29 protein-coding genes are annotated in these 26,818 nt (G+C 34.6%); 10 read left to right on the plus strand and 19 right to left on the minus strand.

Annotated elements, in window-relative coordinates:
• Window positions 1–93: 93 nt before the first annotated feature.
• Genes gmk through OPR39_RS01970 form a run of 3 tightly spaced genes read right to left on the minus strand, consistent with a single transcriptional unit; the run spans window position 94 to window position 3,683 of the window.
• On the minus strand, window positions 94–699 hold the full coding sequence (gene gmk, locus OPR39_RS01960; RefSeq protein WP_015588988.1) for a guanylate kinase: 606 nt from the start codon (window positions 697–699) through the stop codon (window positions 94–96).
• Window positions 683–2,488, minus strand: a complete 1,806-nt coding sequence (locus OPR39_RS01965; protein WP_265039425.1) for a pentapeptide repeat-containing protein — start codon at window positions 2,486–2,488, stop codon at window positions 683–685. Before OPR39_RS01965 ends, gmk begins: the two co-directional genes overlap by 17 nt.
• Window positions 2,481–3,683 (minus strand): ankyrin repeat domain-containing protein, encoded by a 1,203-nt coding sequence (locus tag OPR39_RS01970; RefSeq protein WP_265038952.1) that lies wholly within the window; start codon window positions 3,681–3,683, stop codon window positions 2,481–2,483. Before OPR39_RS01970 ends, OPR39_RS01965 begins: the two co-directional genes overlap by 8 nt.
• Window positions 3,684–3,816: 133 nt before the next feature.
• Here OPR39_RS01970 and OPR39_RS01975 point away from each other — a divergent pair, with 133 nt between their 5' ends.
• Window positions 3,817–4,131: a hypothetical protein gene (locus tag OPR39_RS01975; RefSeq protein WP_236514785.1), complete on the plus strand. Its 315-nt coding sequence runs from the start codon at window positions 3,817–3,819 to the stop codon at window positions 4,129–4,131.
• Window positions 4,132–4,197: 66 nt separating this feature from the next.
• Here the strand turns inward: OPR39_RS01975 and OPR39_RS07330 are convergent, their stop codons facing one another.
• Together OPR39_RS07330 and ychF are read right to left on the minus strand one after the other, a co-directional pair.
• Entirely contained in the window at window positions 4,198–4,368 is a 171-nt protein-coding gene (locus OPR39_RS07330; protein ID WP_349496636.1) for a hypothetical protein, read from the minus strand.
• A complete protein-coding gene (gene ychF, locus OPR39_RS01980) occupies window positions 4,361–5,455 on the minus strand; it encodes a redox-regulated ATPase YchF (protein ID WP_015588985.1) in 1,095 nt (364 codons plus the stop codon). The genes OPR39_RS07330 and ychF overlap by 8 nt, the downstream gene beginning before the upstream one ends.
• A 118-nt stretch (window positions 5,456–5,573) precedes the next feature.
• Between ychF and OPR39_RS01985 the strand changes: the two genes are divergently transcribed.
• Entirely contained in the window at window positions 5,574–6,566 is a 993-nt protein-coding gene (locus tag OPR39_RS01985) for an OTU domain-containing protein (RefSeq protein WP_265038954.1), read from the plus strand.
• 88 nt (window positions 6,567–6,654) lie between these two features.
• Window positions 6,655–7,830 carry a CCA tRNA nucleotidyltransferase gene (locus OPR39_RS01990; RefSeq protein ID WP_265038955.1) on the plus strand — a complete coding sequence of 392 codons (1,176 nt, stop codon included), beginning with the start codon at window positions 6,655–6,657 and terminating at the stop codon, window positions 7,828–7,830.
• Here the strand turns inward: OPR39_RS01990 and OPR39_RS01995 are convergent.
• The 4 genes from OPR39_RS01995 to OPR39_RS02010 form a co-directional block, all read right to left on the minus strand.
• A complete protein-coding gene (locus OPR39_RS01995; RefSeq protein ID WP_174516763.1) occupies window positions 7,814–9,589 on the minus strand; it encodes a coiled-coil domain-containing protein in 1,776 nt (591 codons plus the stop codon). The genes OPR39_RS01990 and OPR39_RS01995 overlap by 17 nt on opposite strands.
• Before the next feature lie 135 nt (window positions 9,590–9,724).
• Window positions 9,725–10,258, minus strand: a complete 534-nt coding sequence (locus OPR39_RS02000; protein WP_006280514.1) for an HK97 family phage prohead protease — start codon at window positions 10,256–10,258, stop codon at window positions 9,725–9,727.
• A 250-nt stretch (window positions 10,259–10,508) separates the two neighbouring features.
• The gene (locus tag OPR39_RS02005) at window positions 10,509–10,841 is read right to left on the minus strand and encodes a hypothetical protein (RefSeq protein ID WP_044471216.1); all 333 of its coding nucleotides are present in this window, start codon (window positions 10,839–10,841) and stop codon (window positions 10,509–10,511) included.
• 55 nt (window positions 10,842–10,896) lie between these two features.
• Window positions 10,897–11,331, minus strand: coding sequence for an ankyrin repeat domain-containing protein (locus tag OPR39_RS02010; protein ID WP_015588980.1), 435 nt, complete (start codon window positions 11,329–11,331; stop codon window positions 10,897–10,899).
• Window positions 11,332–11,502: 171 nt separating this feature from the next.
• Here OPR39_RS02010 and OPR39_RS02015 point away from each other — a divergent pair, with 171 nt between their 5' ends.
• Window positions 11,503–12,600 (plus strand): type I glyceraldehyde-3-phosphate dehydrogenase, encoded by a 1,098-nt coding sequence (locus tag OPR39_RS02015; RefSeq protein WP_174516762.1) that lies wholly within the window; start codon window positions 11,503–11,505, stop codon window positions 12,598–12,600.
• A complete protein-coding gene (gene tatC / locus OPR39_RS02020; RefSeq protein WP_265038957.1) occupies window positions 12,597–13,358 on the plus strand; it encodes a twin-arginine translocase subunit TatC in 762 nt (253 codons plus the stop codon). The genes OPR39_RS02015 and tatC overlap by 4 nt, the downstream gene beginning before the upstream one ends.
• 53 nt (window positions 13,359–13,411) lie before the next feature.
• Here tatC and OPR39_RS02025 read toward each other — a convergent pair whose 3' ends face one another.
• Window positions 13,412–13,867 carry an arginine repressor gene (locus tag OPR39_RS02025; protein WP_015588977.1) on the minus strand — a complete coding sequence of 152 codons (456 nt, stop codon included), beginning with the start codon at window positions 13,865–13,867 and terminating at the stop codon, window positions 13,412–13,414.
• Between the two features lie 125 nt (window positions 13,868–13,992).
• Between OPR39_RS02025 and OPR39_RS02030 the strand changes: the two genes are divergently transcribed.
• The 3 genes from OPR39_RS02030 to OPR39_RS02040 are packed head-to-tail and all read left to right on the plus strand — an operon-like array spanning window position 13,993 to window position 15,999.
• Window positions 13,993–14,727, plus strand: coding sequence for an ABC transporter substrate-binding protein (locus tag OPR39_RS02030; protein ID WP_015588976.1), 735 nt, complete (start codon window positions 13,993–13,995; stop codon window positions 14,725–14,727).
• Window positions 14,727–15,374 carry an amino acid ABC transporter permease gene (locus tag OPR39_RS02035; RefSeq protein WP_007548901.1) on the plus strand — a complete coding sequence of 216 codons (648 nt, stop codon included), beginning with the start codon at window positions 14,727–14,729 and terminating at the stop codon, window positions 15,372–15,374. The genes OPR39_RS02030 and OPR39_RS02035 overlap by 1 nt, the downstream gene beginning before the upstream one ends.
• Entirely contained in the window at window positions 15,358–15,999 is a 642-nt protein-coding gene (locus OPR39_RS02040) for an amino acid ABC transporter ATP-binding protein (protein ID WP_010962606.1), read from the plus strand. Before OPR39_RS02035 ends, OPR39_RS02040 begins: the two co-directional genes overlap by 17 nt.
• A 364-nt stretch (window positions 16,000–16,363) precedes the next feature.
• Here the strand turns inward: OPR39_RS02040 and OPR39_RS02045 are convergent, their stop codons facing one another.
• Window positions 16,364–17,590, minus strand: a complete 1,227-nt coding sequence (locus OPR39_RS02045; protein WP_265038958.1) for a phage major capsid protein — start codon at window positions 17,588–17,590, stop codon at window positions 16,364–16,366.
• A 48-nt stretch (window positions 17,591–17,638) separates the two neighbouring features.
• On the opposite strand from OPR39_RS02045, the gene OPR39_RS02050 reads away from it, so the two are divergent.
• A complete protein-coding gene (locus OPR39_RS02050) occupies window positions 17,639–17,932 on the plus strand; it encodes a hypothetical protein (RefSeq protein WP_265038959.1) in 294 nt (97 codons plus the stop codon).
• 192 nt (window positions 17,933–18,124) lie between these two features.
• Here OPR39_RS02050 and OPR39_RS02055 read toward each other — a convergent pair whose 3' ends face one another.
• The 7 genes from OPR39_RS02055 to OPR39_RS02085 form a co-directional block, all read right to left on the minus strand.
• Window positions 18,125–18,601 (minus strand): hypothetical protein, encoded by a 477-nt coding sequence (locus OPR39_RS02055; RefSeq protein WP_246039523.1) that lies wholly within the window; start codon window positions 18,599–18,601, stop codon window positions 18,125–18,127.
• The gene (locus OPR39_RS02060) at window positions 18,598–18,921 is read right to left on the minus strand and encodes a hypothetical protein (protein WP_265038962.1); all 324 of its coding nucleotides are present in this window, start codon (window positions 18,919–18,921) and stop codon (window positions 18,598–18,600) included. The genes OPR39_RS02055 and OPR39_RS02060 overlap by 4 nt, the downstream gene beginning before the upstream one ends.
• Before the next feature lie 49 nt (window positions 18,922–18,970).
• Window positions 18,971–19,645, minus strand: coding sequence for an orotidine-5'-phosphate decarboxylase (pyrF, locus tag OPR39_RS02065; RefSeq protein ID WP_006280567.1), 675 nt, complete (start codon window positions 19,643–19,645; stop codon window positions 18,971–18,973).
• Between the two features lie 30 nt (window positions 19,646–19,675).
• Complete coding sequence (locus OPR39_RS02070; protein ID WP_010082621.1) at window positions 19,676–19,996, minus strand: hypothetical protein; 321 nt, start codon at window positions 19,994–19,996, stop codon at window positions 19,676–19,678.
• A 251-nt stretch (window positions 19,997–20,247) separates the two neighbouring features.
• A complete protein-coding gene (locus OPR39_RS02075) occupies window positions 20,248–20,997 on the minus strand; it encodes a coiled-coil domain-containing protein (RefSeq protein ID WP_265038965.1) in 750 nt (249 codons plus the stop codon).
• Between the two features lie 158 nt (window positions 20,998–21,155).
• A complete protein-coding gene (locus OPR39_RS02080) occupies window positions 21,156–22,592 on the minus strand; it encodes a hypothetical protein (RefSeq protein ID WP_265038968.1) in 1,437 nt (478 codons plus the stop codon).
• 63 nt (window positions 22,593–22,655) lie between these two features.
• On the minus strand, window positions 22,656–25,124 hold the full coding sequence (locus OPR39_RS02085; RefSeq protein ID WP_174516760.1) for a valine--tRNA ligase: 2,469 nt from the start codon (window positions 25,122–25,124) through the stop codon (window positions 22,656–22,658).
• Window positions 25,125–25,383: 259 nt separating this feature from the next.
• On the opposite strand from OPR39_RS02085, the gene OPR39_RS02090 reads away from it, so the two are divergent.
• Window positions 25,384–26,238, plus strand: a complete 855-nt coding sequence (locus OPR39_RS02090; protein ID WP_209452300.1) for a hypothetical protein — start codon at window positions 25,384–25,386, stop codon at window positions 26,236–26,238.
• 50 nt (window positions 26,239–26,288) lie between these two features.
• Here OPR39_RS02090 and OPR39_RS02095 read toward each other — a convergent pair whose 3' ends face one another.
• Window positions 26,289–26,804, minus strand: a complete 516-nt coding sequence (locus OPR39_RS02095) for a gamma carbonic anhydrase family protein (protein ID WP_141457186.1) — start codon at window positions 26,802–26,804, stop codon at window positions 26,289–26,291.
• Window positions 26,805–26,818: the final 14 nt, after the last annotated feature.

Here is a 26,818-nt window from a genome sequence, read left to right on the forward strand (position 1 = left end):
AAAAAATAATAAATATAGCTAAACTGCGAAACGTGCTACTGGCTAAAATAGGATAAGAAACTATAGCTGCAAATATCCAAATTGATGTTTTTATCAGTCTTCCAGACTTGGTTTTTCTTTTAGTTTTTTAAGTCTTTCTTTATTTAGTATGGAGCTTATCTCTTCTACACTTTTATCAATATCATCATTGATTATTACATAATCATATTTATCACGTTTGCTTATCTCTTTTTGAGCTTCGGCTAATCTGCGCTCTATTTCGCTTGCATCATCACTATTACGCTTTTGCAAACGCAACCTAAGCTCTTCCATTGAAGGGGGAAGTATAAAAACACTTACAACTTTTTTTCTCATGAGCTTGAATAAGTGAAATGCTCCTTGCCAGTCTATGCTGAGTAAAACGCTTATTCCATTGCTTAAGTTTTGCTCTATAAAATTTCTTGGTATACCATAAAAATTCTCAAAAACTTTGGCGTATTCAAGCATTTGGCCAGCTTTGCATAACTCGTGAAATTTTTCTTCGGTAACGAAAAAATAGTCTTTTCCATTTATTTCGCCGGGGCGAGGCTTGCGTGTAGTCATAGAAACAGACCTAACTAAATTAGTTGATTGCTCAAGTAATTTTGCTGATATAGTAGTTTTTCCAGCTCCAGAAGGGGAGGATAGAACCAATAATACGCCCTCACTTTTTACGGTCATTTTTCTTTGCATTTTTTAACATGGTGCTTTTTGGATCAGAGTTTAAAAAGCTAGAACCTTCTAAATTAGAATTTGATAAGTTGGTGCCAATGAGAGAAGAGTTATCAAAGACAGTATAGCGCAAATCGTTCTTTTCAAAATTTGCCTTATTCAAATTAACGTTTACAAACTTTGCTCTACTCAATGTTGAATTAGAAAAATCGGCATTTTCTAAATTCATATCCTTAAATTCAAAGTAAGAATAATTTACATTAAATTTTTCACCCTGTGATATTTTCTCTTGCAAATCTTCAATTGAAGTTATAGCATTTTCTAAGCCTGCAAGTTTTTTCTGCCCTTGATTGTCAATCAAAATTGAATTATCAAACTTGCAACCTGTTAAATGAGAATTAGCAACTGAACTTTTATATATGCTTGAAGAGAGAAAAGACATATCACTAATTGTTGAATTACTCAAATTGCTAAGAAAAAAACTAGTTTTCCTAAAGGCATTAGCGTGAAGCAAAGAAGATCTGAAATCGCTTTCAATAAAATTTGAATTAGTTACTTTTAAATTAGACCAGCTCGAATTATCAGCTAATAAATTAAAGAATGTTGAATTTTCTATTTCACTGGAATCAATATTATGGCGAGAAAGCGTACTGTTATAAACTTGAGAGTCTTGGATTTTTATCTTATACATTGAAGTTGTAGAAAGGTCTGAATCTTCTATCTTTGCAGAGGTAAATAGTGAATGGTCAAAAAATGAGCCATTCATGTTAGAATTCGCAACTTTAGTATTATGAAACTTTCCATGACGAATGTCAGCATTAGAGACATTAACTTGATGCAGTTCACTAAAACTAAAATCAATATTGGATAAATCAGCATCCTGAAGATTTGTTTCAGAAACATATGCATGTTTTATCTTGGAACCATTTAGTATAGATTGAACAAAACTTGAATTATCGTCATTCACATAGGAAATTTGTGTGTTGCTTAAATTAGTTTCGTCGAAGTTACTGTTAATTATGATAGAAGAATTAAGGCAAGCATCGGAAAGATTGCTACCTGTAAAGTCTGATTCTTTTAACTCTGCACCATATATGTTAGCATTTTTTAATGAAGAAAATTGTATCTTTAATTTATATGCATCCACTCCAAAGAAACTTGCATTATCAAGGTTGTTTTTCTGCATAACGGTATCGTTTATTTCACTATCACTAAAATTTACGTGGCTAACATTCGAGTTTGATAAGTTGGAGAAATTCATTTTCACATTCGAGAAATTAGTATGCAAACCAATTACGTTGTGCATACTTACTTTTTTGAGATCGGAACTGATAAAATCAGCATAACTAACATTAGACTGATCAAATACGATATCTGTTAAGTTTGCAGAAACAAATTTTGTAAAACTCAAATTTGTACCTTTTATTTTAATGCCATGTAAATTAGCATTGGAAAAATTAGCACCACGTAAATCAACATCAATGAAAGACACATCGGATAAATCGGTGTTAGAAAAATCGGCACCAATCAGACTTACTCCATCAAAAACAGATTTACTTAGGTACAGTTGGTTAAAATTAGCTCCATTTAAGTTAGAACCAAAACCTTTCTTAAAATCTTCTGGCACGCCCTCTTTGTGGCACTGCACCAAAAATTCAGCAAAGTCTTTTTTACTGTAAGATACGTATTTTACATCATGCAGAGCGTTTAAAAAATCACTAATCTGATTTTTTTCATCATTTGTTTCGTTTCCATAACATAAATGACCAACTAAAATTAATATCAAAAATCTAATCATCTTGCTTATCACACTGCGACTCATTGTTTTCTTTCGTTTTCACAGCCCAATCGTACATTGCTGAGCTTTCTTTATTGTCTATTTTTCTATCCTCCAAAAGATGTGGCATCATTTCGGCAATCGCATTTATTATATTGATCTGCTTTTTTTCGATTGCTATATCAATTGGGGATTGAAAATTATTGTTAACTACTCTAAGATCAGCACCTTGTAATAAGAGAAAGCGCACTATGTCTACCTCACCTTGTTTAACTGAATAAATGAGAGGAGTATCACCCAATTTATTTCTAAACCTTAGTATCTCTTGAATTGTTAATCCAATTTTTTCTAGCTTACTTATTACTCCTCTTAAGCAAGTTAAGTTGTTCTTCTTAATGCAGTAAAAAAATTGCTTACTGTAATCATCAATAAACACAGTTGTAGGAAGATGCTCATTAAGGCTATCATATTGTCGTTTATATATTGACTTGCTTTGTATGTCTTTATGACCCCATTCTTTTATTGGTTCTCTGTTTAGCTTTGTCCATTTTTGTAAATTTTTCTTTTCACTTTCATCTTTTTTAGTTATAGGTTTTACTCTATTGCGGTCCTTGGAATTACTGTTTGTTTCTTTCACTTTTTTTTCTTCAGACTGATTCTCTACTTTTTCTTTTTTTTCCTCTAATAATTGACTCGCATCACTTTTTGAAAGTTCATTATCTTTTATATCAATCTTCTGATCAGCTTGTAGATTTTTTTGCGGGTCAGTTGTATTCTCATTTAAATCAGCACTTAAAGGCAAAGGCTCTGGTTTCAAATCTTTATTCACTTCTTTATTGGCCATATTTGGTAAATTTTGAGCAAATTTGTCTGTGCTTCCTTCTAGCTGGTCATTTGGCAAATCTTTATCAATCTTTTCACCCTCACTTATAGTTTTTTCAACCACGGAAGCTTTGTTCTCGTTGTGTTGGAGCTTCTCTTTATCGGTAGTGCCGTCTAATCTTTTGCTCTCAGCCTCTTGTGTTTGTTTAGCATCGACGTTGCTTTTCAACTCATCTTTTTGATTTGTACTGCTCAGTAAATCTTGCTTTCTTGCACCTACATTTTCGTTTTTATGAACTGACCCAATTTTCTTTTCTTCACGCTGCTCTATGGCAAACAGGCTCAGTGATCCAAATACAACAACTAATAGTATGAAATATAAAATATTTTTCATAAATGTTCAAAACATAAGCTTAATTAAAATGATACTATAATCAAATGATTAATCTACAGTAAAAAATGCCTTAGGATTTAATTTATAAAAAAATAATAGATTTTTTTGTATCTGTTCAGGGGCATCGCAAATATTGAAGCAAAGTGGTCAGTGCTTACTGTACGAACATTGTGATTTGAGAGCAATCTCCGCTAGGGAGGATGTCATCCCAGTGCTCCTTTCTCGTCATCCCAGTGCCCAGACTACTTGGATCCAGAAAAGTTTGCTTGTAAGCAAGCAAACTAGCATAGAAAGTGGTTACAACATTTTCGATGAGATTATATGGAAAACTGGATCCCAGTGTCTGGGCACTGGGATGACAAAGGAGGACGTTATTCCAGTGCCAAGCACTGACCATTTGCTGTGCAATTTACCTTCAAAAATGAATGTTCGTACAGCTATGGAATGAATCGCGGTATGACATAGGACTGCTGTCATTCCAGTCTGGAATTTAGTCTTTACTGGGGAGAAGAAACTATCCTTCTACAGTGTATCCGTTTAGGGGAGGTATCTGTTCAGATGCATGGCTAATGTACAAATATTGAAACAAAAATTCCAGTGCTCCCTTTCTTGTCATCCCAGTGCCCAGACACTGGGATCCAGAAAACTTAACTTTAAATAAGTGGCTGCATAATAAACTACACATTAAACCTAAAGTGCATTATATCACCATCTTGCACGATGTAATCTCTGCCTTCAAAGCGAATTTTTCCTGCGTCTTTGCAAGCTGATTCACTTCCATACTTTATGTAGTCTGCAAAGCTTATTGTCTCTGCTTTTATAAAGCCTTTCTCAAAATCAGTGTGGATTACACCTGCTGCTTTATCGGCCGTTGACCCTATTTTTACTGGCCATGCCCGTGCTTCTTTGGGGCCCACAGTAAAGAAAGTTATCATACTCAGCACTTCATACATAATACGCGCTACTCCATCAAGGCCTGATTCTTGTAAGCCAAATTCTGATAAAAAACTCTGTTTTTCCTCTTCACTATCAAGATTTGCAATATCTGCTTCGAGTTTTGCTGAAATGCAATAAAATTTGCTTTTATTTTCCTCTGCCATTCTCTCTACCTTTTTAGATAATTCATTGCCAGTTATAACATTTGTATCTTCAACATTGCAAACGTACATAACGGGCTTTGTTGTCAGCAATTGAAGCAACTTCATCTCATCTTCATTGATATTCTCCAAACTTCTTGCAGGTTTACCTAATTTTAAAGTAGCTAATACCTCTTGCATTAATTCAAGTTGTCTCTTTAGCTCTTTATCACCTTGCTTTGCTTTCTTTTCCAATTGAGGAAGCCTTTTTTCTATGCTATCAATATCAGCTAGGATTAATTCCATTTCTACCACTTCAGCATCTGATATTGGATCTATTTTACTGTGTACATGGCTGATATCGTCATCCGTAAAGCACCTGAGCAGATGAACGATAGCATCAACTTCTCTGATATGGCTTAAAAATTTATTGCCGAGCCCTTCACCTTTGCTCGCACCCTTTACCAGACCTGCAATATCTACAACTTCTAATTGATTATAAATTATCTTCTCTGAGCCTGCAATTGCTGCGATTTGTTTCAAACGCTGATCTTTTATCGAAATCTTGCCTATATTTGGCTCAATTGTGCAGAAAGGATAATTTGCAGCTTCGGCTGCACTTGACTCTGTAAGCGCATTAAATAAGGTTGATTTTCCTATGTTTGGTAACCCAACTATACCGCAGTTAAAGCTCATATTTGCTATTTAAAGTTATAACTATTGCATAATTTAAAAATTTCTGCTATACTTAATTAGTTGCTTATTAATAATTTTGTTGGTATAGTAACATATAGCTTAAATTAAGGTAAAAACTATGGCTGAACCTAGGAAACGGAAGCTACCAAGTGATTTTCATGATGTTGAGGTTGGAATAAAAAGGCCCAAGATCTCAGGGCAAATGAATGTACCTAGGAAACAGAAACTATCAAATGATTTTTACGATACTGGAAGTCCGAAAAGGTTCAAGAGCTCTGGACAAGAAATAACTCTTTTAAATAGTAATCCTTACCCTGACAATTTCCATGTAGGACAAGCAATTGGTAATGGAAGCTGCTTTTTTGACTCATTCAGACAAGGTCTAGAACAGCAGAAGGGGATAGAAGTTACTGTTGAGCAGTTACGAGAAGACTGTAAAGAATTTGCACAAAAGAATCCACCAAAGTGGTTTACAAATGCAATTGTCAATAGTCATGATAACAATGGCCAGCACCGTAGTGAAACTGTAGATGATTATACAGCAAACATTATGCGTAACGATAGGTGGGGTGATCCTGACGTTGAAGGCAGAATACTTTGTCAGAAGTATGATGTAAAATTGCATGTTATAGAGAACCAGACTGTTGATAACCAAGATTTGTTTTTGCATGAATTAATAGACAATTCAGGTTCAAAAAGTGCAGGTGAATACAATAAAGTTAATTATGACGACAGTAGTGTTTTGCATGTAATAAACAAAGGACATGCTCATTTTGAACCATTGCTTGATAGAAATAAAAGTTTAGCAAAACAAGAACAAGAAGATTTCCTATTAGCAAAAAAGCTTCAGTTAGATGAGATCTTAGAGTATTGTAACCTTTCAAAGGATATCTCTGAGAGAGCAGAGGTTGAGAAGAGATTTGATGAGTTATTGGCAGAAAATGCTGATGGAAAAATTGGTGATGTTGTAGGGCAGTGCGTTAGTGATATAAAGCAGCGCATAGAGCACTCTGAAAAGCAAAACCCTTCAAGCTTACCAAGATGTAGTATGGAGGAATCAAGAACAGAAAAAATATTTCATCAACAACAAATATCACAATTGGAAGTGTAAAATAAATCTTCATAGCCCTGTATATTTTTATATAGGGGTTTGTGCAAGCATTTCATATAATATGAACTTGCAGTATGTACTAACCTAAATGCAAGTTGACCAGGAGACTAGTTTAATTATTGATGCCATAGAGGAATTTGGTGGTGAGGCTAGGCTTGTCGGCGGATGTGTGAGAGACTCAATTTTGCAACGTGATGTCCACGACATCGATTTAGCTACTAATTTGCTTCCTGATCAGGTGATGAAAGCGCTAAAACTCCGTAATATAAAAACTATTCCAACTGGCTTAAACCATGGAACTATTACTGCAATCTTAAATCAGAGGTCTTTTGAAATTACGACACTAAGGCATGATGTGAAATGTGATGGTAGGCATGCAAAAGTAGAATTTACCAATAATTGGCAAGCTGATGCTTCAAGGCGTGACTTTACATTTAACGCTCTATATGCAGATAAGCATGGCCATATATATGACTACTTTGGTGGCATTGAGGATTTAAAGGCGCGAAGGTTAAACTTTATAGGCAACGCTGAAGATAGAATTAAAGAAGACTATCTACGTATTTTAAGAGCATTTCGTTTTCATGCAAAAATATGTGCCGGAGATTTGAGTGATGAAATACTAAGCGTATGCAAAAAGCATTCGCATATGATCCAAAACCTCTCTGGAGAGAGAATAAGAGATGAAATACTTAAATTGCTGGAGTGCAATGATCCTTTTCCAACACTTAAGAGCATGCAAGAATCTGATGTTTTGCAAAAGATTATCCCAAAAGAAGTAAAATGCGAAATTCTGTCTTCGTCACTTCTTTTCGGCACTGATGTGCTAGTAAAATTAGCGTTACTCCTTAGGACTACTAAAAAAAATGACAGGCTAAGTCTTGGAGAATACATAATCATGTTTCTACGTCTTTCGAACAAGCAAAAGAAAAGGCTGCTATTTTTACTATCCAACGATATCAAAACAGAACTTTCAGAAAAAGAGCAAAAAAAATACATATCTTTATTTGGTAGAGAATTATATTGTGATTTAGTAAGAATTTGTGGTGTTGAGTCTGGAGAAAATGTTGATGAATATATTTCATTTGCTAATACATTCAATATTCCAAAATTTCCTTTATCTGGTGATGACTTGATAGGTATAGGTCACCAGCCAGGAAAAAGTTTAGGTAGAAACTTGGAATTGCTAAAACAACATTGGGAAGATAGCTCCTACGCTTTAACAAAAGAGGAGCTGGTGCTTTATGCTAAGAGCCTATTCTAACTGCTTTCTGACTGTTCAATGAATGTATGCTTGCAATATTAGGGGAACTCATAGAGGAATTAGGTATATGTTCTTTTTTAGCTTTTTCTGTTAATTGATATTCGTTTACTCCTCCTTGAGTTTGATTACACATTCCCTGATCTGGAGATAAAAATTTATCTCTTATGCTTAATGCCAGTTGTAACTCTTGAATCTTATTTGAAAAACATTTCATTTTAGCCTCTGTTAATTTTCCTGTAACAATTTCTTTAAGCAATTCTCCTGAGTCGTTATTATTATTATTCTTGCTATTAAAGCTGTGCAAGATAGAGTCTACAATCTTATTTACCCCTTCTTGTTTGTTAAATTCTAATTTTTTTACGCATTTTCTAACAGAAGGTGACAACTTGGCTTTTAACGTGTCATCTCGTAGTTCTTTACCCATATTTTTTCCAATGTTACAATGTTCGTTGACAACTTCTTTAACCTTAGCTTCTATGATCTCCCTTGCGGATTGTTTCAAATTACTTTCTAATAATTCAAGCAGCTTACTGCTTTCAAATTTGCCATCATCTTGATTTGATAGAGACTTTATAGTTTCATTAAGCACGTTATGGCAAAAGTGTTTCTCTTTAAATTCAGGAAAACCTTTTTTTAACTCCTCGTTTTTCCCAGATAAAAAGTTATTGAGACCCTTATCCCTAGAAAGCTTATTGGGCAAGTTTCGTAATTTTGAAAGAGTTGATTTTGCAGTAGATACTGTACTCACTGCACCTGCCTTTTTAGCCAATTGACCTTCTTTTGCTTCCTGTAGTTTCTTAGTGTCAGCTTTCAATTGACCTTCTAAATCAATCTCCAATTGTTGTTTAGATTCTTGAACACTTTGTAATTGCTTCCCCAAGTTCTCCATTTCACCCAATTGAGCAGTCAATGTATTCACACTTAATCGTAGAGCTTTGTTTTCATGACCTAAGTCACTGACTTTATTTTCTAATTCAGTATTTTTGTCTTTAGCCTGACACAATTTATCAGTCTGTGATTTAAGTAAAGCCACTAATTTGCTAGCTTGCCATTGTTGATTCAATTCAATTAATTTATCCTCCTTGTCCTTTAACCTACTCTTAAGTTCTATTATTTGTGCTTGCAGACTTTCATTATCTTTCCTAGTAGCTTCAATTTCTTCTCCTTGCTCTCTTATTATCATGTATTGATCAAATATAGTTTTCTGTTGTTCATCAACTTTATCCTGCATTGCTTTTTTATCTTGTTTGTATTTGGTTAGTTCCTCTTCTCGTTCGCCTGCATCTTCTGTAAGTCCCTTATAACTCTTTTCAAGTCCTTCAATTGCAGATCGTAATTCTCTATTTTCTTCTTTTAAGGAAGCATTTTGTAAACGTTCAAGTTCTAATTCCTGATTTATGCCCTCCAGCTGTTCTTCTAATGCTTCATCATCTTCCTCTGTTATCAATGCTACTCCATCAGTCTGAACCCCTCCATCTTTGTTTATCACTACACTTTGGCTCTCTTTCTCTACAACTTCAGGTTTTAAGTCAACTTGAACACTTCCATCTATTGTCTTAAAAGCATCAGTTTGAACTTCATTGTTTGCAGTAGTTTTATCGTAGTACAAAATATTTTCTGCCCATCTATTCCATCTCTTGGGCAATATTCGTCCAATCGTTTTTAGATATAACCAAGCAAATACAGTAGACCAGCTGTATTTTTTTTCCTTTCGCTTAATATTAATTTCATAATTAACCTTATTATTAATATTTAGCATAAAATTACCTTATTTTTTAACTTTAATTTACAGAAAATTTTAATAGTAATAAAGTTATATATATTAGTATAAATGTTAAACAAATACTAACACAGGTGTCAAATTATGGTAAAGTCTTTGCCCGCCTAATACACTTTAAGCAGAAATGTACATGTCTGCAAGTACAGCATTTGCTTTTTCTATCGCTCTTGCTAACACTTCCTGTTCATTGTTCTGATTTTTCACATTGATTACCTGAGCAGCCAAGTTTGCAGGAAAAGTGACCAAACTGACTTCCCATAATTCCACTTGTTTTAACACTCTAGCTCCACTTTTATGATCAACATCATACTCTATAGGTATATAGCCGATGGAAAGTCCGTTAATTGCCCCAGTTTTGAGCATCAAATACACTTCTTCTGCTTTCTGAATACCCAAAAGTAAATGTGCGGTTATATACAGGCCAACATCATTTTCATAAATATCTATGATGCTACCTATAGGTTCGTCAGGATTATGCTGCCAAAGGAGTTTTATTTTATTTCTGTTTAAATTTTCCTTAAATGCTCCGGGCAATATCAGATCATTTTGTTTATCAACTATGTTAAAAACGCTCGCATAACCAGAAAATACACCGTTTTCTCCTATACTTTTTATTGACAATGGTGAATAGAGAAATTTCTTATTCATAAGGCCTCCTGTAGGTTATAGTATTGGGAATTCTGTTTGCACAACGCACTGCAATGTCAAATCTATTATATGCAGTTCTCTAAAAAGGGAAAGTATTTTTTTTAGTTACAAAATAATAAATGAGACTATGAAAGCAATAAAGATCCCAGCGTCACGCGCTGGGATGACAGTAGGAAAACTCAGATGTGAAAGCACTCAATAACAGTCTAGAAAGTATTGAGATATGAGAAAAATCTGTACTCAGGTAACATCAACAATTGATATCTCTAGACAAATTTGATCCTACTTTTACTTCTGACAGAATAGAGATAACGTTCTCTTGTATTTTTTTATATCTAGCGATTTCTGATTCATTTTTTTGCACTTCCAATCTATTATGGAGTAAACTAGAAACATCTCTTACTAACGTAGAAATGTTTTGTGCGGCCTTATATGCTATTGTTCCAATAATAAAGCTAGCAAAGGTATTAATTCTATCAGTAGTAAAATCAGAAAAGTTTGACATGTTGGCATGGAAAACAGGAATGCAAGTAAGACTACCAGGACCATTATAGTAATTACCTTTAATAGCATTAATAGCCATCAAACTCACAAAGCTAGTAATACACCCAACAATAAAAGGTCTCTTATCACTGTGTCTAAGGGTCCAAATGTTGGAAAGCATCTCTTATATTAGTAATTCTGCGTATTATTTCGTAGATATGTGAAACATTAGCATTATTACTTAATGAAATTCTCCTAGATTGTTCAGATTTTTCCTGTATTCTATTACTAATTTCACAATTAAAGTCATCAATGCTTATACCACATGATGTTAAAATACGAACCATATCTTGATTGTCGTTTTCTGATGCAGAATATAATGCTGTCTCATCCTTATAATCACGAAAATTGACATCTCCTCCACTTGATCTATAAACGCTAATTATAAACTCTTCTAAGCTCATCTTATGATTTTCTTCCAAATACCTTGACACTTCCTTAAAATATTCTTTATCGGTAGCAAGTTTGTGTAGAAATGATTGGCCTGAAATTTTTTCTAATTGATCTATAATGATCCTCTGTAATAACATAATTAGCCTCCTATTAAAGTTTCAATACTATTGATAAAATGATACAGTATTATAGTTCTTTAGTCAAGGTGAATATTAATATATTAAGGTTAAAACTGCCAATTAGCAGTCAAAAGAATAAAATGAAATATCAAGTGATATCCTCTATAATTAAATTTTTTGAATGAAGAGATGACGGTTCGCGTAGGAATTAATGGTCTGGGTAGAATAGGCAGAGGCGTATTGCGTGCTATTTTCGAAATAGAAGAATATAGCAAACAAATAGAAGTTGTAGCTGTCAATGGATCGCTCAGTGCAAAGCAGCATGCACATTTGATTAAATATGATTCTGTTCATGGCAAATTCAGTGGTGATATTGATTTTAATGAGTCTCAAAATTGGATTTCTATAAATGGCAAAAAGTTTTCTTTATATAGAGAGCGGAATCCTGAAAATATTCCTTGGAATGTTGATGTAATACTTGAATGTACTGGTGCATTCAATAAACGTGAAGAAGCAATAAGGCACAATGCAGAGAAAGTAATTGTCTCTGCTCCAGTTCCGGATGCTGATGTCACTATAGTTTATGGTGTGAATGACGATATGCTCGAAAAAGAGCATAAAGTGATATCAGCAGGTTCTTGCACTACAAATTGCCTTGCTCCGATTGTGAAAGTCCTACACTCCAGTTTAGGTATAAAAAGCGGTTTTATGACTACTATACATGCCTACACGAATGATCAAAATGTTCTTGATGGTAATCATAAAGATTTGCGTAGAGCAAGGGCTTGCGGATTATCTATGGTGCCAACTACAACCGGGGCAGCAAAAACAATTGGTTCTGTCATCCCTGAATTAAAAGGAAAACTAGATGGCACTGCCGTCAGAGTTCCAGTTAGCAATGTTTCTATGGTTGATTTTAAATTTACGACTGATAAGAAAGCGACCGTTGAAGAAATCAATGAAATATTTAAGGATGCAGCTCTCTCCTCTACGTCATTCCAGCGCATGACGCTGGAATCTAATTTCTGGATCCCAGTGTCAGCTACTCGGATGACATCAGAGGGTACTAGGATGACAGAGGGTTATCCAATGTCAAATGTACTTTCTATATGCGAGGAACCTTTAGTCTCAATAGATTTTGTGCATAACCCTTATAGTGCAATTGTGGATTTAACTGGTACATATGTTACAGGTGATATATGCAGGGTTGCAGCGTGGTATGACAATGAGTGGGCTTTTTCGCTGAGAATGTTAGACATAGCATTATTGAGCTATAGTAAAGTATGAACTGGAACTCAAGCAAATACGCCTCATTTTATGAGCACTTTGCGGAACTCAGAAAAAGAGTTATCTTTTGCTTTCTATTTTTTTGCGTTGCTTTTGGTTTTTGTTATTACTTTAAGGAAAATATATACCGTTTTTTACTCGCACCTTTAATAGAAGCAACAAAAGGTAGCGAAGGTTTTTCTTTAATTTACACAGACTTAACAGAGGCATTTTTTGTGTATCTCCAAGTTGCAATAATGAGCGCACTTTTGTTTTCTTTTCCTGTGTTTGCATGGCAATTTTATATGTTCTTAGCACCTGGGTTATATAAAAGTGAAAGGGCAGTGTTGTTGCCATACTTGATTGCAACACCGGTTTTATTTGTAACGGGAGCTACTGTAGTCTATTACTATATATTTCCTTTAGCCTGGAAGTTTTTCATCACTTTTGAACATAGTGGGAAATCTTTCGGTATACCAATAGAGCTTATGCCATCAGTTAGCGAATATTTAGACCTCGTTCTCCAATTTATGTTTGCTTTTGGCACTGCATTTCAAATTCCAGTAATACTCACATTAATGGTGAGAGTTGGGCTACTGACTGCACAAAGTTTGTCAAATAAACGTAGAATTGCAATAGTGGTAATTTTTATTATCGCTGCAATCTTAACTCCACCTGATGTATTAAGCCAAGTAGGGCTTGCAATACCTATGCTGATTCTATATGAATTGTCCATTCTGATATGTAGGTATATTGAAAAAAAGAAGACAAAGATTTAAACAAAGAAATCCCTCTTATCTCCTTTATATCACATTTTTAACTTACAACATTCTTATTCAGGACTTAAATATGGAAATGTTTCATAAATTGATTGTAATACTTTGTTAAGTTCAGCCTTACTTTTGATGATCAATAATACTGTATCATCACCTGCTATAGTTCCTATAATTCCTATGTTTTTGCTATTATTTAATGAATAAATAACATACTTCTGATCTAGAAAGTAAGCTAGGCTGCTAGCTTGTCCTGGTTGAGTGTGTAGTACTATTAAACCAAAATCCGAAATTTGCATATTAAGTATTAATGGTAATCGATATTGGTTGATGTCAATTACTTTATACATACCAGCAACTTTGGCAATTTTAAGTTTTTTTAATTTTCTTGATAAAGTAGCCTGAGGAATGTTGTGCCCTCTTTCTTTAAGCAAGATCTGTAAATCGCTCTGCTCTAAAATTTCGTGATTTTGAATAATATTTAAAATATGTTCACCTAGTGTATTGTCATGCATTATGCATTTTCCTCATATTGAATATGTAATAAGTATATTTGAAATTATATTCATTATTTCTTGACTATTCAATTTTTAATGTCTATATTCATAAGATGAATAAAATATGAATATAAATTAGTAATATGAAAAAATATATTTTAAATGCTATTATAGTGATAAGTATTCTATTAACAGGATGCAAGGAAAATAAACACGATAATATCATTAGATTTGCAATTTCTGCAGATTATCCACCTTTTGAATATTATGAAAATGGTAAATTTACTGGCTTTGACATTGAGCTTGCTCAATTAGTAGCAAAAGAGTTAGGTAAAGAAGCGATATTTAAAGATATGCAGTTTAGTACTATATTTGCAGCATTGCAAAGTAATTCTGTAGATGCTGCTATATCTACTATTGGTAGCACAGAAGAGCGTGAAAAAAATTTTGATTTTTCAAATAGTTATTATACAGGGGAATTTGGTATTCTATATCACAAAAATAAACCCATAGCCGGTATAAACAACTTAACTCGCAAGAAGATAGCCGTTCAACTAGGAACTGTCATGGAAATTTGGCTAAAAGAGCATGTTCCTACAACAGCTCAAATTATTGCTATAGACAATAATAATCAAGCTGTAGAAACATTAAAGTCTGGTCATGTTGATGGCGTCCTAATTGATGAATTCCAAGGTAAAGTATTTAGCAAAAAAAATCCTGGTCTATCATGGTCAGCCACTGCCAAGTTAGATGGTGGTTATGTTATTGCTGTGAATAAAGGATCTGCTTTAAAGGATAAAATAAACGAGGCATTAAAAAGTTTAGAAAGTAAAGGTGTAATACAAAAAATAGCAGAAAAATGGCTAGGAGATAACTGATGCAGGAATTAATTTCTAATTTCTTGTTTGTTGGAACAGGCCTTGCCTTTACTTTAAAATTATTGATTGGAGGACTGCTTTTAGGTATGAGTCTAGGAGGGTTATTTTCAGTACTCAGATATAATAAGATCTGTATTCCATTAATTAATGGAATTATATCTGTAATACGTGGCACCCCCCTTATATTACAGTTAAGTGTTGTTTATTTTATGACTCCAACCATTGCAGGAATTAAATTAAACATATTTAGTGCTGGCATTATAGCATTTGGTCTAAATAGCTGTGCTTATATTGCTGAGATTTTACGAGCTGGTATTGAAACTATATCAAAAAACCAGTTTGAAGCAGCTAAAACTTTACAAATACCTAGTTTCTATATGTGGAGAGATATTATATTACCACAAGTTATTAAAAATATTCTTCCTGCAATGATAAATGAGATCATTGCACTCCTTAAAGAAACGGCATTAATCTCTACTATTGGTGGTGTTGATATTATGCGCTCTGCGCAAATGCTTGCAGCAGAACAATTTACTTATTTTATACCACTTTGTCTTGCTGGGGCTTATTATTACGCTCTTGTATTACTAATTGAATATATAGGCAAAAAGATTGAACAGAAAGGTATATATGATAAAAATGCATAATGTTTGTAAATTATTTAATAATGTTCCAGTACTTAATAATATTAACCTGATTATAGAACAATCTATAGTTGGTCTTGCTGGTCCTTCTGGTAGTGGTAAATCAACATTGTTACGTTGTATACAAAAACTCGAAGTTTTAGATTCTGGTAGCATTGAATGCAATGATAGTACTGGTTTTGTATTTCAGGATTTTCAACTTTTCTCACATATGACTGTCTGGGAAAATCTTACATATGCTCCCAAACTTAAAAACAAAACTCAGGATCAAAGTGATTCACTACTTGAGTCTTTGGGTATTGCCTCTAAAAAAAATGATTACCCTAGTAATCTATCCGGTGGGCAAAAACAGCGGGTTGCGCTTGCCAGAAGCTTAATGATGAATCCAAGGATTCTATTATGCGATGAGCCAACGTCTGGTTTAGACGTAGCAACAATAGTCGACGTTGTGGAACTATTACAATCAGTTAGAGATATGGGTATTACTATGATTATCGCTTCTCACAATTTGGATTTTTTAACAAAAATATCAGATCGGATTATTCTGTTAAAAAACGGAAAAATAATTGTAGATATCAATCCTAAAGAAATTGATGAACCAACAAACTATTTAAAAAATAATTATTAAAAGAGAATCACTCATATCATACTGAGAGCTATAACAGATTTTAGCATCGAAAATTACATAATATACATTATGGAAAACAAAATTACATAATGTAAGAAGCAATGCTAAAAATAAAATCACATAATATAGCAAACTATAGCTAACCCAAGAAAGGTTTTCCTACGTCATACCGCCGCGATATCTCAGCATAGATTCCGCTAACAAGTAGCGGAATGACGAATTTTTGTTTTTCAAACTGTCGGTAAATCTAAGTCAGTTTAGCTATATGTGTCAAGCACTGGGATGACACCCTCCTGATGGGCCAAAATCACAATGTTCGTACAGTTATGGAATGAATCGCGGTATGACGTGTTGCTTTGATCAGCTATAAAGATGATGCTGCGGAAGTTTTTAGTACTTGCTCGCAACTTTCCAACAATTTAATAGCACTGGTGTTTACAACCTCTCCGCCGACACGCTTAGTGACAAAAAACCTCACATAAGGTTTATTCGTATAAGAGTCTCTTAATATTCTCATTCCTCTGTTATCTACAATCTTATAAGCTTGTTTGAAATCTGCCATCGCAATTACTGGTAGCTGATTGTTTGGCGCTGGTGGCATATCGGCAGATTGATATACTGGTATTCCCATTAAAGTATCTGGAGCTTCAAGCGACAGACTTGGCTGCCAGAGATACTGACCTGTTTGAGATTTTAGCAGCCTGATATCCTTCAACGTACTCCTGTTTATCAAAAATGACGCATTTTTGGAATAATATTCGTCCAGAGAGTAATACAACATCATTATTGAATCACTATCTAATTTTTCAGTTTTAACTTGCTCTATTTTATTATAACTGTTTCCATTTTCATAAGCTAAAATTCCTTTTGGTTGAAAAGTGCCCTCACCCTTAATGAAGGCTTCGCTTTCTTCCTTACTAAAAGTCTCGGCAATCTTTTCCACCAGCCAACTCTCAACATCGACAAACGCATCATCGAGTAACTTTTGTGATATTTGTGGTTGAGCATATAACTCGTAAGTTGTGACGGAAATCTTTTGGATTTTGGGCGTGTCCGTATCTTTTGCAAAATCATACTTAGACTTATTGCCACCGTTCTCATCATCTACTGTTTCACTGCTCCAACCTGCACCGGCGCGGTCAAAATCTTCTATAATGTAATCCAATGTTTCAGTAGAGATTCTTTGACTGGAGCATATTTGTCGCATTGGGGACGAATCAGTTACGCGCTTGTTTATGCGTTTTACAATATGCGGAGTAACTAGATACCCTCCGATATCACTGTCATCTCCACTGAGGGTTTTGTGTGATAAACCGCTTTCCATTCCCTTGCGGATATAATCAGAAAAATATTTATCGCTTGTGCTAAAATCTGTATTTACTTCTGGGCGTTGAGCTGCAGTTTCGATCAAGTCTAAACGCTCTTTGCAACTATCAATGGCATTATTTACCTTGCATAGCTGCTCAATTGTTGCAGAATCAGCACGCCCTTTGCTTTCAATTTCTTTTAGTTTGCGATCATTTATTAATTTAAATTGCTCCCATGATGAAGCGAGTTCATTGATACGGTGAGCGATATCGGTAAGTGACATAATAGCCTCCTTTGAAAATGAAATAAAAATGGAAATAAGGTAATAGGAATGGCATCCATAGATGTTTCCCACAGTTGTACGAATATTGCAATATGGTACATAGTAAACGATGTCATTCCAGTGCTTGACACTGGGATCCAGCTTCTATGCAACTTAATTGAAAACGTTTGTTTTAGCGTAAGACAACTACCTTTAGCTCATCAGCTCAGTTATAAGCAAAATTTCTGGATTCCAGTGTCAAGCACTGGAATGACATCATCTGTTGTGCAATTTACCTTTAAAAATGAATATCCGTACAGTTATGTGCTTGGCACTGAAATGGCATCATTTTTTATCTGTTGAAAATGTAAACCGAAAAATAGCGTGGCACTTTGTGCCACGCTTAGTACTGTAAGCTTAATCCAGTAATTAAATTAAGCGAGGTAAAATAAAAGATAATGACACTATATAATGTTCGTTCTTTTATGTCAAGCACTTTTTTGAATTTTTTTGGTGATAATTTTTATCCAGTTATTTTATTATTGTAGTATAATTTCAATGCCAGATACTATCATTATGATCACTATCTAAATTTAAATCGTAATTATCATCAAATTTATATATCCCCTCCATCTCTTCTCTATGCAATTCATGTGAATCACCTAAAGCTTTTTGATTAGAAACGTCAACACAATACTGTAACAGTGCTCTTAATGCTCCAGCACTATCTTGATCTAAATTAAAATTGCTAAAATCAAATTTCTGCATACTCTCCACATGTCCTTCTCTACATAACCTACATATCTTAGCAAAAGCCCTTTCACTTTCTCGACTCCAAGCATTAAGAAAGTAAGGATCTACTACTTTGCTAAATTGTTTCTCTATCTCTTCAAGAGAGCTCTCTGGATTAAGTTCTAATATTACTTTGAAAATCCCACTGCCATGGAATCTATAAAATTTACTAGATAAGCTATCTTTTACAAAATTAACTGCATCATCTATTGTAACACCAGAGCGAGATTCAAATATCATCTCAAATGCTCCATAACAACTATCAATACCAAATTAATTATTTTTTCCATAAAATCAATTACCTCTTCTAAGGAAATTTGTGGCTTATTCCTCAAGATAACTTCTAAACTCTTGACAAAATTATGCCCATGCTGACCCATAGCATGGGTTTTCCCATTTATTGTATAATGATATAGCTTCTTATTTTCTATTATATGCTTATTGCACTGGTAGATATGTAGCTTATTCAATTTGCCAGAATATTCCTCTATTTCCTTATCTGGTAATTTTGAGCGGAATTCCTTGATTACTTCGCGTATTATTCTATTGATATTACTCATGCTTATTCCTAATTAATATGTTAGTATTTTTATAAATTAAGTTATTATATTAAAATTCTTTCATGGATTTCAATATTAGCTCCGCACTACTTGTAGTTTTTGTAATGGGTCTGCCAATGACGATATAATCAGCTCCTGAATTTATTGCTTCTTTTGGTGTTGCTGTTCTTTTTTGGTCGTCATGACCTGGATCTATACGAATTCCTGGAGTAATAATTTTAAAGTCTTCACCGCATTCTCGGCGCACTTCTTGAGCTTCTAGTGCAGAACAGACTACTCCATGGAGTCCAATCTTTTTTGCAAGCTTTGCAAGCAAAATTACCTGTGATTTTGCCTCTCTTGCTACTCCAAGCTCGTTTAAATCCTCATTGCTCATACTAGTTAGCACTGTCACCCCAATCAGCTTTATTTTTGTGCCTTGCACTACACTTAGCGCTTCTTCAAGCATTTTTGTTCCACCGCTGATGTGCAGAGTTAACATTTCAATGTTCAGAACTTTTATTACTTCAACTGTTTTGGCTACAGTGTTTGGAATGTCATGCAATTTCAGATCTAAAAAAATTGGTACATTGCATTTTGCAACTTCTTGCACTCCAGAAAGACCTTGAGCAGCAAAAAATTCTAATCCCAGCTTTACCATGCCAACTTTACCACGCAGAGCATTAGCTAGAGAAATAGCCTTATTTAAGTCTTGTGTATCCAGTGCGCATATTATTGGGTTCATTATCTTGCATGATTTATCTTATAATAAGACTCATTGTTGTGTTTTGCAAATACTTTCACTCTGATTGAACTGACTGCGTTCATAAGATTCTGTCAATAGTGAATTTGGCAACTTGGTCGGGGTGGATGAGCGACTGACAAATAATGATTCATATCCAAGATCTTCCAGCGAAGAAGAAGGCGTTTCGTCTGGCAAAAGCCGTGCAATTTCTCCTTGTAACGCAGACTTTAATATTTGAATCGTATCTAATATTGCTTTTCCATCATTATTTCTTATTGGTTCTTCTATATTGTCTGTTACGCATCTTATCAACAGTTGCGCAAAATTCACTTGTTTTTCTTTCTCTTTCAAAAAATCTTCTATTTGACTGTCTCGTTCTAAAAGTGAATTTCTTAAACTTTTTACTTCATTATTACAATCTTTTCTTATCCCATCTAACTCAAAAGATTGATTTTTAATTAAACCATTTGCTTCATCTAACTCTTCAAATTTCTCTTTTAATTCTTTAGATAAATTTTTCTTTTCTTTGTTGACCTCTTTAATTTTACATTGTAGCTTATCTAAGTTTGCATGCAGTCTTTCTTGTTCTTCACGTAATTCCTCTACTTCTTTAGAAAATCTATTTTTTCCTTATTCAATGCCTCTACTTTTTCACTAAGTTCATGTTTTTTCTCACGTAGTGCCTTTTGTACTTCACGTGACGTTTCTATTCTATCATTTAACCCCTTATTCTCTAGCTCTAAATGTTTATTATCATCCACTTCCATCTTCAGCTTTGCAATAAATCTACTTCTTTCTTCCAACTGTTTCTTTAAACATGAGATTTCAAGTTTTAATTTCTCTTCCTGCTCATTAAGCTTACCTATTTCCTTTCTTGTTTTGTCCAATTCATTGTCTATTTCAAACGTACGATTCTTTGCTGTTTCTAATTTTTTCTCTAAAGATTTTTTTTCTTCAAGAAGAGATTCTCTCTCAACTTCTGACTCATTTACTTTCTGATTCAATTTTTTTGCTCTCTTGTCTAAATTTTGCTTTTCTCGAGTTAATTCATGTTTTAATTTTTCCACTTCTTTGTTTGCAGCTTTTTCAGCTTCCTTTCCTAGAGTTATTTTATTTTCCAACTCTTGCTCTTTCTGAGCGAATTTATTTCTCTCAACCTCTATTTTTTTATTATTACTAATTATTTTATACGAAAGTGCAAGCACCAAAACAGATAATGTAGCTAAAGCAAGAATTAGAGGAAGAGGCACATTAGAAGTTACAATAAGCGCTAAAGATGTAAGTAACGTAAGAGTAGCTAAGGAACTAGCTACAAAATAAAATGCATTAGCCTCACTAAGCAAATTGCTCATTACTCCCCTCCCCCCCCACGTTCAGCAGTCTTGTATATATTTATTAAAATTCTCTTATCTGTGGAGGAATTATAGTGCTGCACCTACAACAAACTTTCCTTTTTCAGCCTGCTAGCTAAAAATAGCTAAGGTTTTATGTATCCAGTGTACAACTGTACTCAAAATGTGTGGCAGCTGTTGGTCGGGGTAGAACATCCACCGGTATATCCAGAATCACATGAAGCATCATTCAGCTTTTTATATGGCGGTCTTATTGGAGTGGATATATAAGGTGGTTTTGGTTTCGGGAACTGTTTATTAACAGACTCATTTTCACCTATTCCTTCAAGTTCTGATAAATGTTCACTGCTTATATCTGAAGAAATGGAATGACCTTGCTCGTCTTCCTGCCCAGTTACTGCTTGCAGATGTTCAACTTTTCTTTTCAAACCAGAATTATGTTCTCTTAATTCCTCGCATCCGTCATCCAACTCTTTTTCGCTACTTTTCAACTCACTGTTATTATCGCGCAACTTTTCATTAAGTTTTTTTAACTCTCCGATCTTATCAAGATTTTCATTGTTTTCCTCTTCTAATTTCTTGCATAGTTTTTCTTTTTGTTCTAAATCTGCAGCTAGCTGGATCGTTTCTTGCGCTTTTTTATTTAACTCTTTTTTCAATCGTCCTTCTTCTAATACATCATCTAAATCAGATTGTAAACAAGAAGTTTTGCCTTTTTCTTTTCTTAACTGCACTGCTAATTTTCCTACTTTTTTCCTTTTCTCCTCTAAACATGTTTCCAATTCTGTTATTCTTTCTTTTAATGAAAGAGCTAAAATTCCTTCATATTTTAATTCATCTAACTGCCTTTTTAAGGAATCTATTTCTCTTTGAGATTGAGATAATTCCTCCATTAAAGAATCCACTCTTTCATTCAATCTTACATTTTCATCACGTAACTCTTGGTATTCAAGAGAAAGCATCTTCTCCTTATGTTCTAACTGACCTTGTACTTTTGCACTCAATTCTGTATTTTCATCGTGTAAATCTTTGTTCTTATTATTAAGAGCACCTATCTTACCCTCTAATTCTCGGATTTGATTACCTTTATTATTTAACTCTTTTGTAGCATTATCTAATTTTTGCTGTGCATCATCTTGTTGTGTCTTTAACTGCTCTATTTCCTTATTTAACCCTGCAATTTCGCTTTCCAAATCTTGCTTTTCTCGAGTTAATTGATCTTTTAATTCCTTCACTTCTTTATTTACAGCTTCTTTAGCTTTTTCTCCCAGAGCTATTTTACTTTCTAACTCTTGTACCTTACTCTCTGATTGTTGTTTTACGCTTTCTAACTCTTGCTCTTTTTCAGCAAATTTATTTTTCTCAACCTCTATTTTCTTATTATTACTAATTATTTTACATGAAAGTGCAAGCACCAAAATAGAAAGTATAGACAAACTCAAAGCAACAGGAAGAGCTACATTAAAGGCTGCAACTGAAGACAAGAACTTAACATAAGGGGCAACAGCAAGTGTCCCAGACGCAAGCAATACCAAAGTAGCAAGAGCACCAGCTATAAGATATGGTGCATTGGTTTTACTATACAAATCCCTCATTATTCCCTCATACTAATAATGATTACAATAGCATGGATATTAAAGGAAGTAAAGCTATAAAAATCAGTATAAGTCTATATTCACTATGTATTTTCCGTCTTCAGTTTCAAGCTCAGACTGCATCCACTCTATCATTTCTGCATTGCACACTGCCTGCAAATCATCCTGTGCAGATTGATCTAACTTATCCTCTTGTACGCTCGCTTTTATCATCAACTTTTTTATCAGATGCTTAACTGATACATTATTATCTGCCTTTATCTTTCTGATAATGTTTAATATCTGAATAACATTATCTCCCATTTCCTCTGAATATTTATCGTAGATAAGTTCTTCTTTGCTCGGCCAATTACTTTGATTGTGTACAGAATTATAACTATACAACTGGTGGTATATCTCTTCTGTAATGTAAGGCAAGAAAGGTGCAAATAACCGCAAAATAATATTCAGTACATATGCCAAACTTTGCTTTGCACTTAAGGTTGCTTCACTGCTTCCGTACGCGCGTTTTTTTACTAATTCCAAGTAGTTATCACAAAAATCCTTCCAAAAAAATTCTTCTACTGCGCCCAAAGCTTCGCAGTATTCAAACTGTAATAGGTTATTCGTTGCTTTACCTATTACTTTGTACAGCTTAGACAGTATCCATTTATCCATCGTCTCACTGATGGAATTTATGCTTACTGTTTGATGCTTTTCCATGAACATGGAAACAAACTTGCTAGCGTTCCAAAGTTTTGTAACGAGGCGCTTGCCAATTTTGAATATATTTTCAGAGTAGACTGTATCAACTCCAAGCCTTGAGTTCGCTGCCCAATAGCGCACTACATCAGCTCCATAAGTTTCAAGTATTACATGAGGAGTAATGATGTTACCCTTTGATTTACTCATCTTTTTCTTATCATCTGCTAAACACCAACCGCTGATCATAATGTTTTTCCAAGGTAAAGAATTTGCATGATAATGTGCCTTTAAAATAGTATAAAAAGCCCAAGTTCTTATTATCTCATGGCTCTGGCTGCGCAGATCTGCAGGAAATATCGTATCATAACGATGATTTGGTAAGCTAAACTCACTGTTTACTGCTAGTGCACTTAGTTGAGGAGTAATTGAGCTTGTGGCCCAGGTATCCATTACATCTTGATCTGGGATAACCTCTTCTTTGCTATACCCTTTTGGCAAATCTTTCAATGGATCTATAGGCAGGTCCTTTATCTCAGCTAGAATAATTTTACCTTCTTCTCCCTTACGGTTGGAATACCACGCTGGAAATGGCACACCAAAATAACGTTGCCTTGAGATGCACCAGTCCCAATTTAGCCCTTCTATCCACACTTCCATACGTTTACGCATAGTAGCTGGATGCCAATTGCATTCTTTTACTTTATCTAATACTTGAGCTTTTTGCTCTAAAGTCTTGATAAACCATTGATAAGTAGGCAATATCTCAAGTGGTGCACCAGATCTTTCTGCGCACTTAACAGAATGAGAAATGTTAGTGCTTTCTACCAAAAGTCCTTTTTCAGTTAGGATTTCGATCATCCTCTTTCTTGCTGCTACAATTTTTAGTCCATTTATTTCATAGATTCCAGCGTCACGCGCTGGAATGACGCCGGGGTGTGGTGGAATGACATCATGAAGGTTCATCCTCCCATCCTGATCGATGATAATTTTCATCGGCAGATTATGCTTTTGCTGCCAATATATGTCGAGCTCATCACCGAATGTACAACACATAACAAGCCCAGTGCCTTTATCTATTTTAACCTTATCATCAGCTATTATTGGAACTTTTGTCTCTGTGATCGGCACCACGGCTGTTTTTCCGATCAGATGGGTGTAGCGCGCATCCTCTGGATGACAAAAAACTGCAACACATGCGGGAAGTAACTCAGGCCGCGTAGTTGCAATATTGATCTGCTCATTTTCTTGAGTAGAGAAAACTATCGTGTTTAAGGATGACTCAAAAACTTTATCTTCTATTTCTGCTTGTGCAATTGCTGTTTTATCAACCGGGTCCCAAAGGATGGGCTGCATTTTTCTATATGCATATCCCTTATTATATAGATCAATAAACGACATCTGTGAAAGCGTCACAGTTTCCTTGCTGATCGTGTGGTATTCCAAATCCCAGTCATAACTAATGCCGACCGATTTAAATAGTTCCTTGAATTCTTGCTTTGATTTTTCAATAACCTCATGGCACATCTCTATAAATTTTTCCCTGCCAACTTCTTTTGCGCGGGTTTTATAGGTTTGCTCAACCAATCTTTCAGTGGGAAGCCCATTATCATCAAACCCAATTGGGTAAAACACATCTTTTCCCAGCATGCGCTGAAACCTTGCAATAAAGTCCGTGTGGCAATAGCTAAATATATGGCCGATATGGAGTTTTCCTGATATTGTCGGTGGAGGCGTGTCTATAGTGAAAGTGTTATCCTTTTCACCATTCCATTTATAAACTTTACTACCTTCCCATAATATGTTGCATTTGTCTTCAACTTCTTTAAAGCCGTATTTTTCTTTTAACATAAATATTTCTCAATTTTAAACTTTAAGCTAGCAACGTCATACCGCCGCGGTATCTCTAGATCCCGCTAACAAGCAGCGGAATGACGATGGTCGGTAAACCTAAATTACTTTAGCTATAGCACAATTAAGTAAATACGGCAATTTTACGCCAAAATTTTTTGTTTACGAACATAAATTTTCTATGCTATGATAAAAATATTACTTGACCTTAGGTTCTAAGGGTATTATGTAATGTTAATTATATATATTGAGGTTAAATATGCATAATTCAAATCAAAATCTTTCACCTGGAGCAACTTCACCAACTGATATAACATCTGATCAAGAAGGAACTATAAATAAAAACTCTATTGAATCAGGAACAGAGCAGTCGTTACAAGGTTCTTTAGTTGGTAATCAAGAGTCTTTAAATGATTATGTTGATGCGAGTAGCACGCCTGTGTCTGAAGGGATTAATGATACAATGCAGGTTGCCGATGATAATGAGGTTACGTCGGGCAATAAAGGTAATCGAAGTGTTGTTTCTAGTGATAGCACGACATTAAGTGAAGGTTCTGTTAATGGGCAAGAAGGTGTTACTAAGTCAAAAAAAGGAAAAGGAAAAAGATCAACAAGTAAAAGAATACAACGGAGTAAGCAGCAGTTAAAAGAGAAAGACGAGGAAATAACAGCATTAAAAGCTCAACAAAATACACAAGAAGTTGCGGACTTACAGCAACAATTAGCAGATAAAGAGAAAGAAATAGCACAACTAAAACAACAACAGCCAAATGCTGAAGTTGACAAACTGAAGGCAGACTTAACAGCTAAAGAGAAAGAAGTTGACAAGCTAAAGAAGGAAAATAAAGAATTAGAAGCTGAAAACAAAAAAATTCAACAACTAAAACAAGGCAATGGAGCACGGTACACTGCTACTGTTGGTATGGGTCTTGCTGCTGGACTGATAGCATTTACTGCACTTGAACGTACAGTTAAGTTAGAGATGTTAGTAATGATTGGTATAGCAGTAGCATCTGCACTCGTAGCCGGTGGTATTACATATGCAGTATTACCTAGTACTCAAGTAGATGGGGCAAAAGCACAAGAAGTAAATGAGAATGGGAAAAAGAAGTAACAAGGGTTAAGCCGAAATGTACGTGTCAAGTAAAACACTTGACGCGAGCTTCAGTTTTTATATTCATTCATTAGCATAATATAATTTTGTGCTGATTGTGTAATATGTTTAATTTCTTCATTCGACATTTTTTTGAAGAATTTTGCTGGCCTGCCAGCCCATATTTCCCCACTTTTTATCACTTTTCCGTGTGTTACCAGTGAGCCAGCAGCTACCATAGCTTCAGGCTCCACAACTGCATGGTCCATCACGGTAGAGCCCATACCAATAAACGCCTTATCATGCACCGTGCATGCGTGCAACACACAAAAATGTCCCACTGTTACCATGCTGCCAATAATTGTGTCACCACCTGGGTTTCTATCCACATGAATTACCGTTCCATCTTGAATATTTGTTCCATTACCTATTTTTATTGATCCAACGTCCCCTCTGATTACACAATTAAACCAGATGCTTGCATCTCTTCCTATTTCAACCTTGCCTATGATATGCGAACCACCTGCGATGAAAGCACTTTCGTCTATTTTTGGTTCATAATTTTTGTATTTTAAAATGTGATACATATTAAGCCCAAAGT

It is taken from the genome of Wolbachia endosymbiont (group A) of Yponomeuta plumbellus (assembly GCF_947251575.1).
GTDB classification, from domain to species: domain Bacteria; phylum Pseudomonadota; class Alphaproteobacteria; order Rickettsiales; family Anaplasmataceae; genus Wolbachia; species Wolbachia pipientis.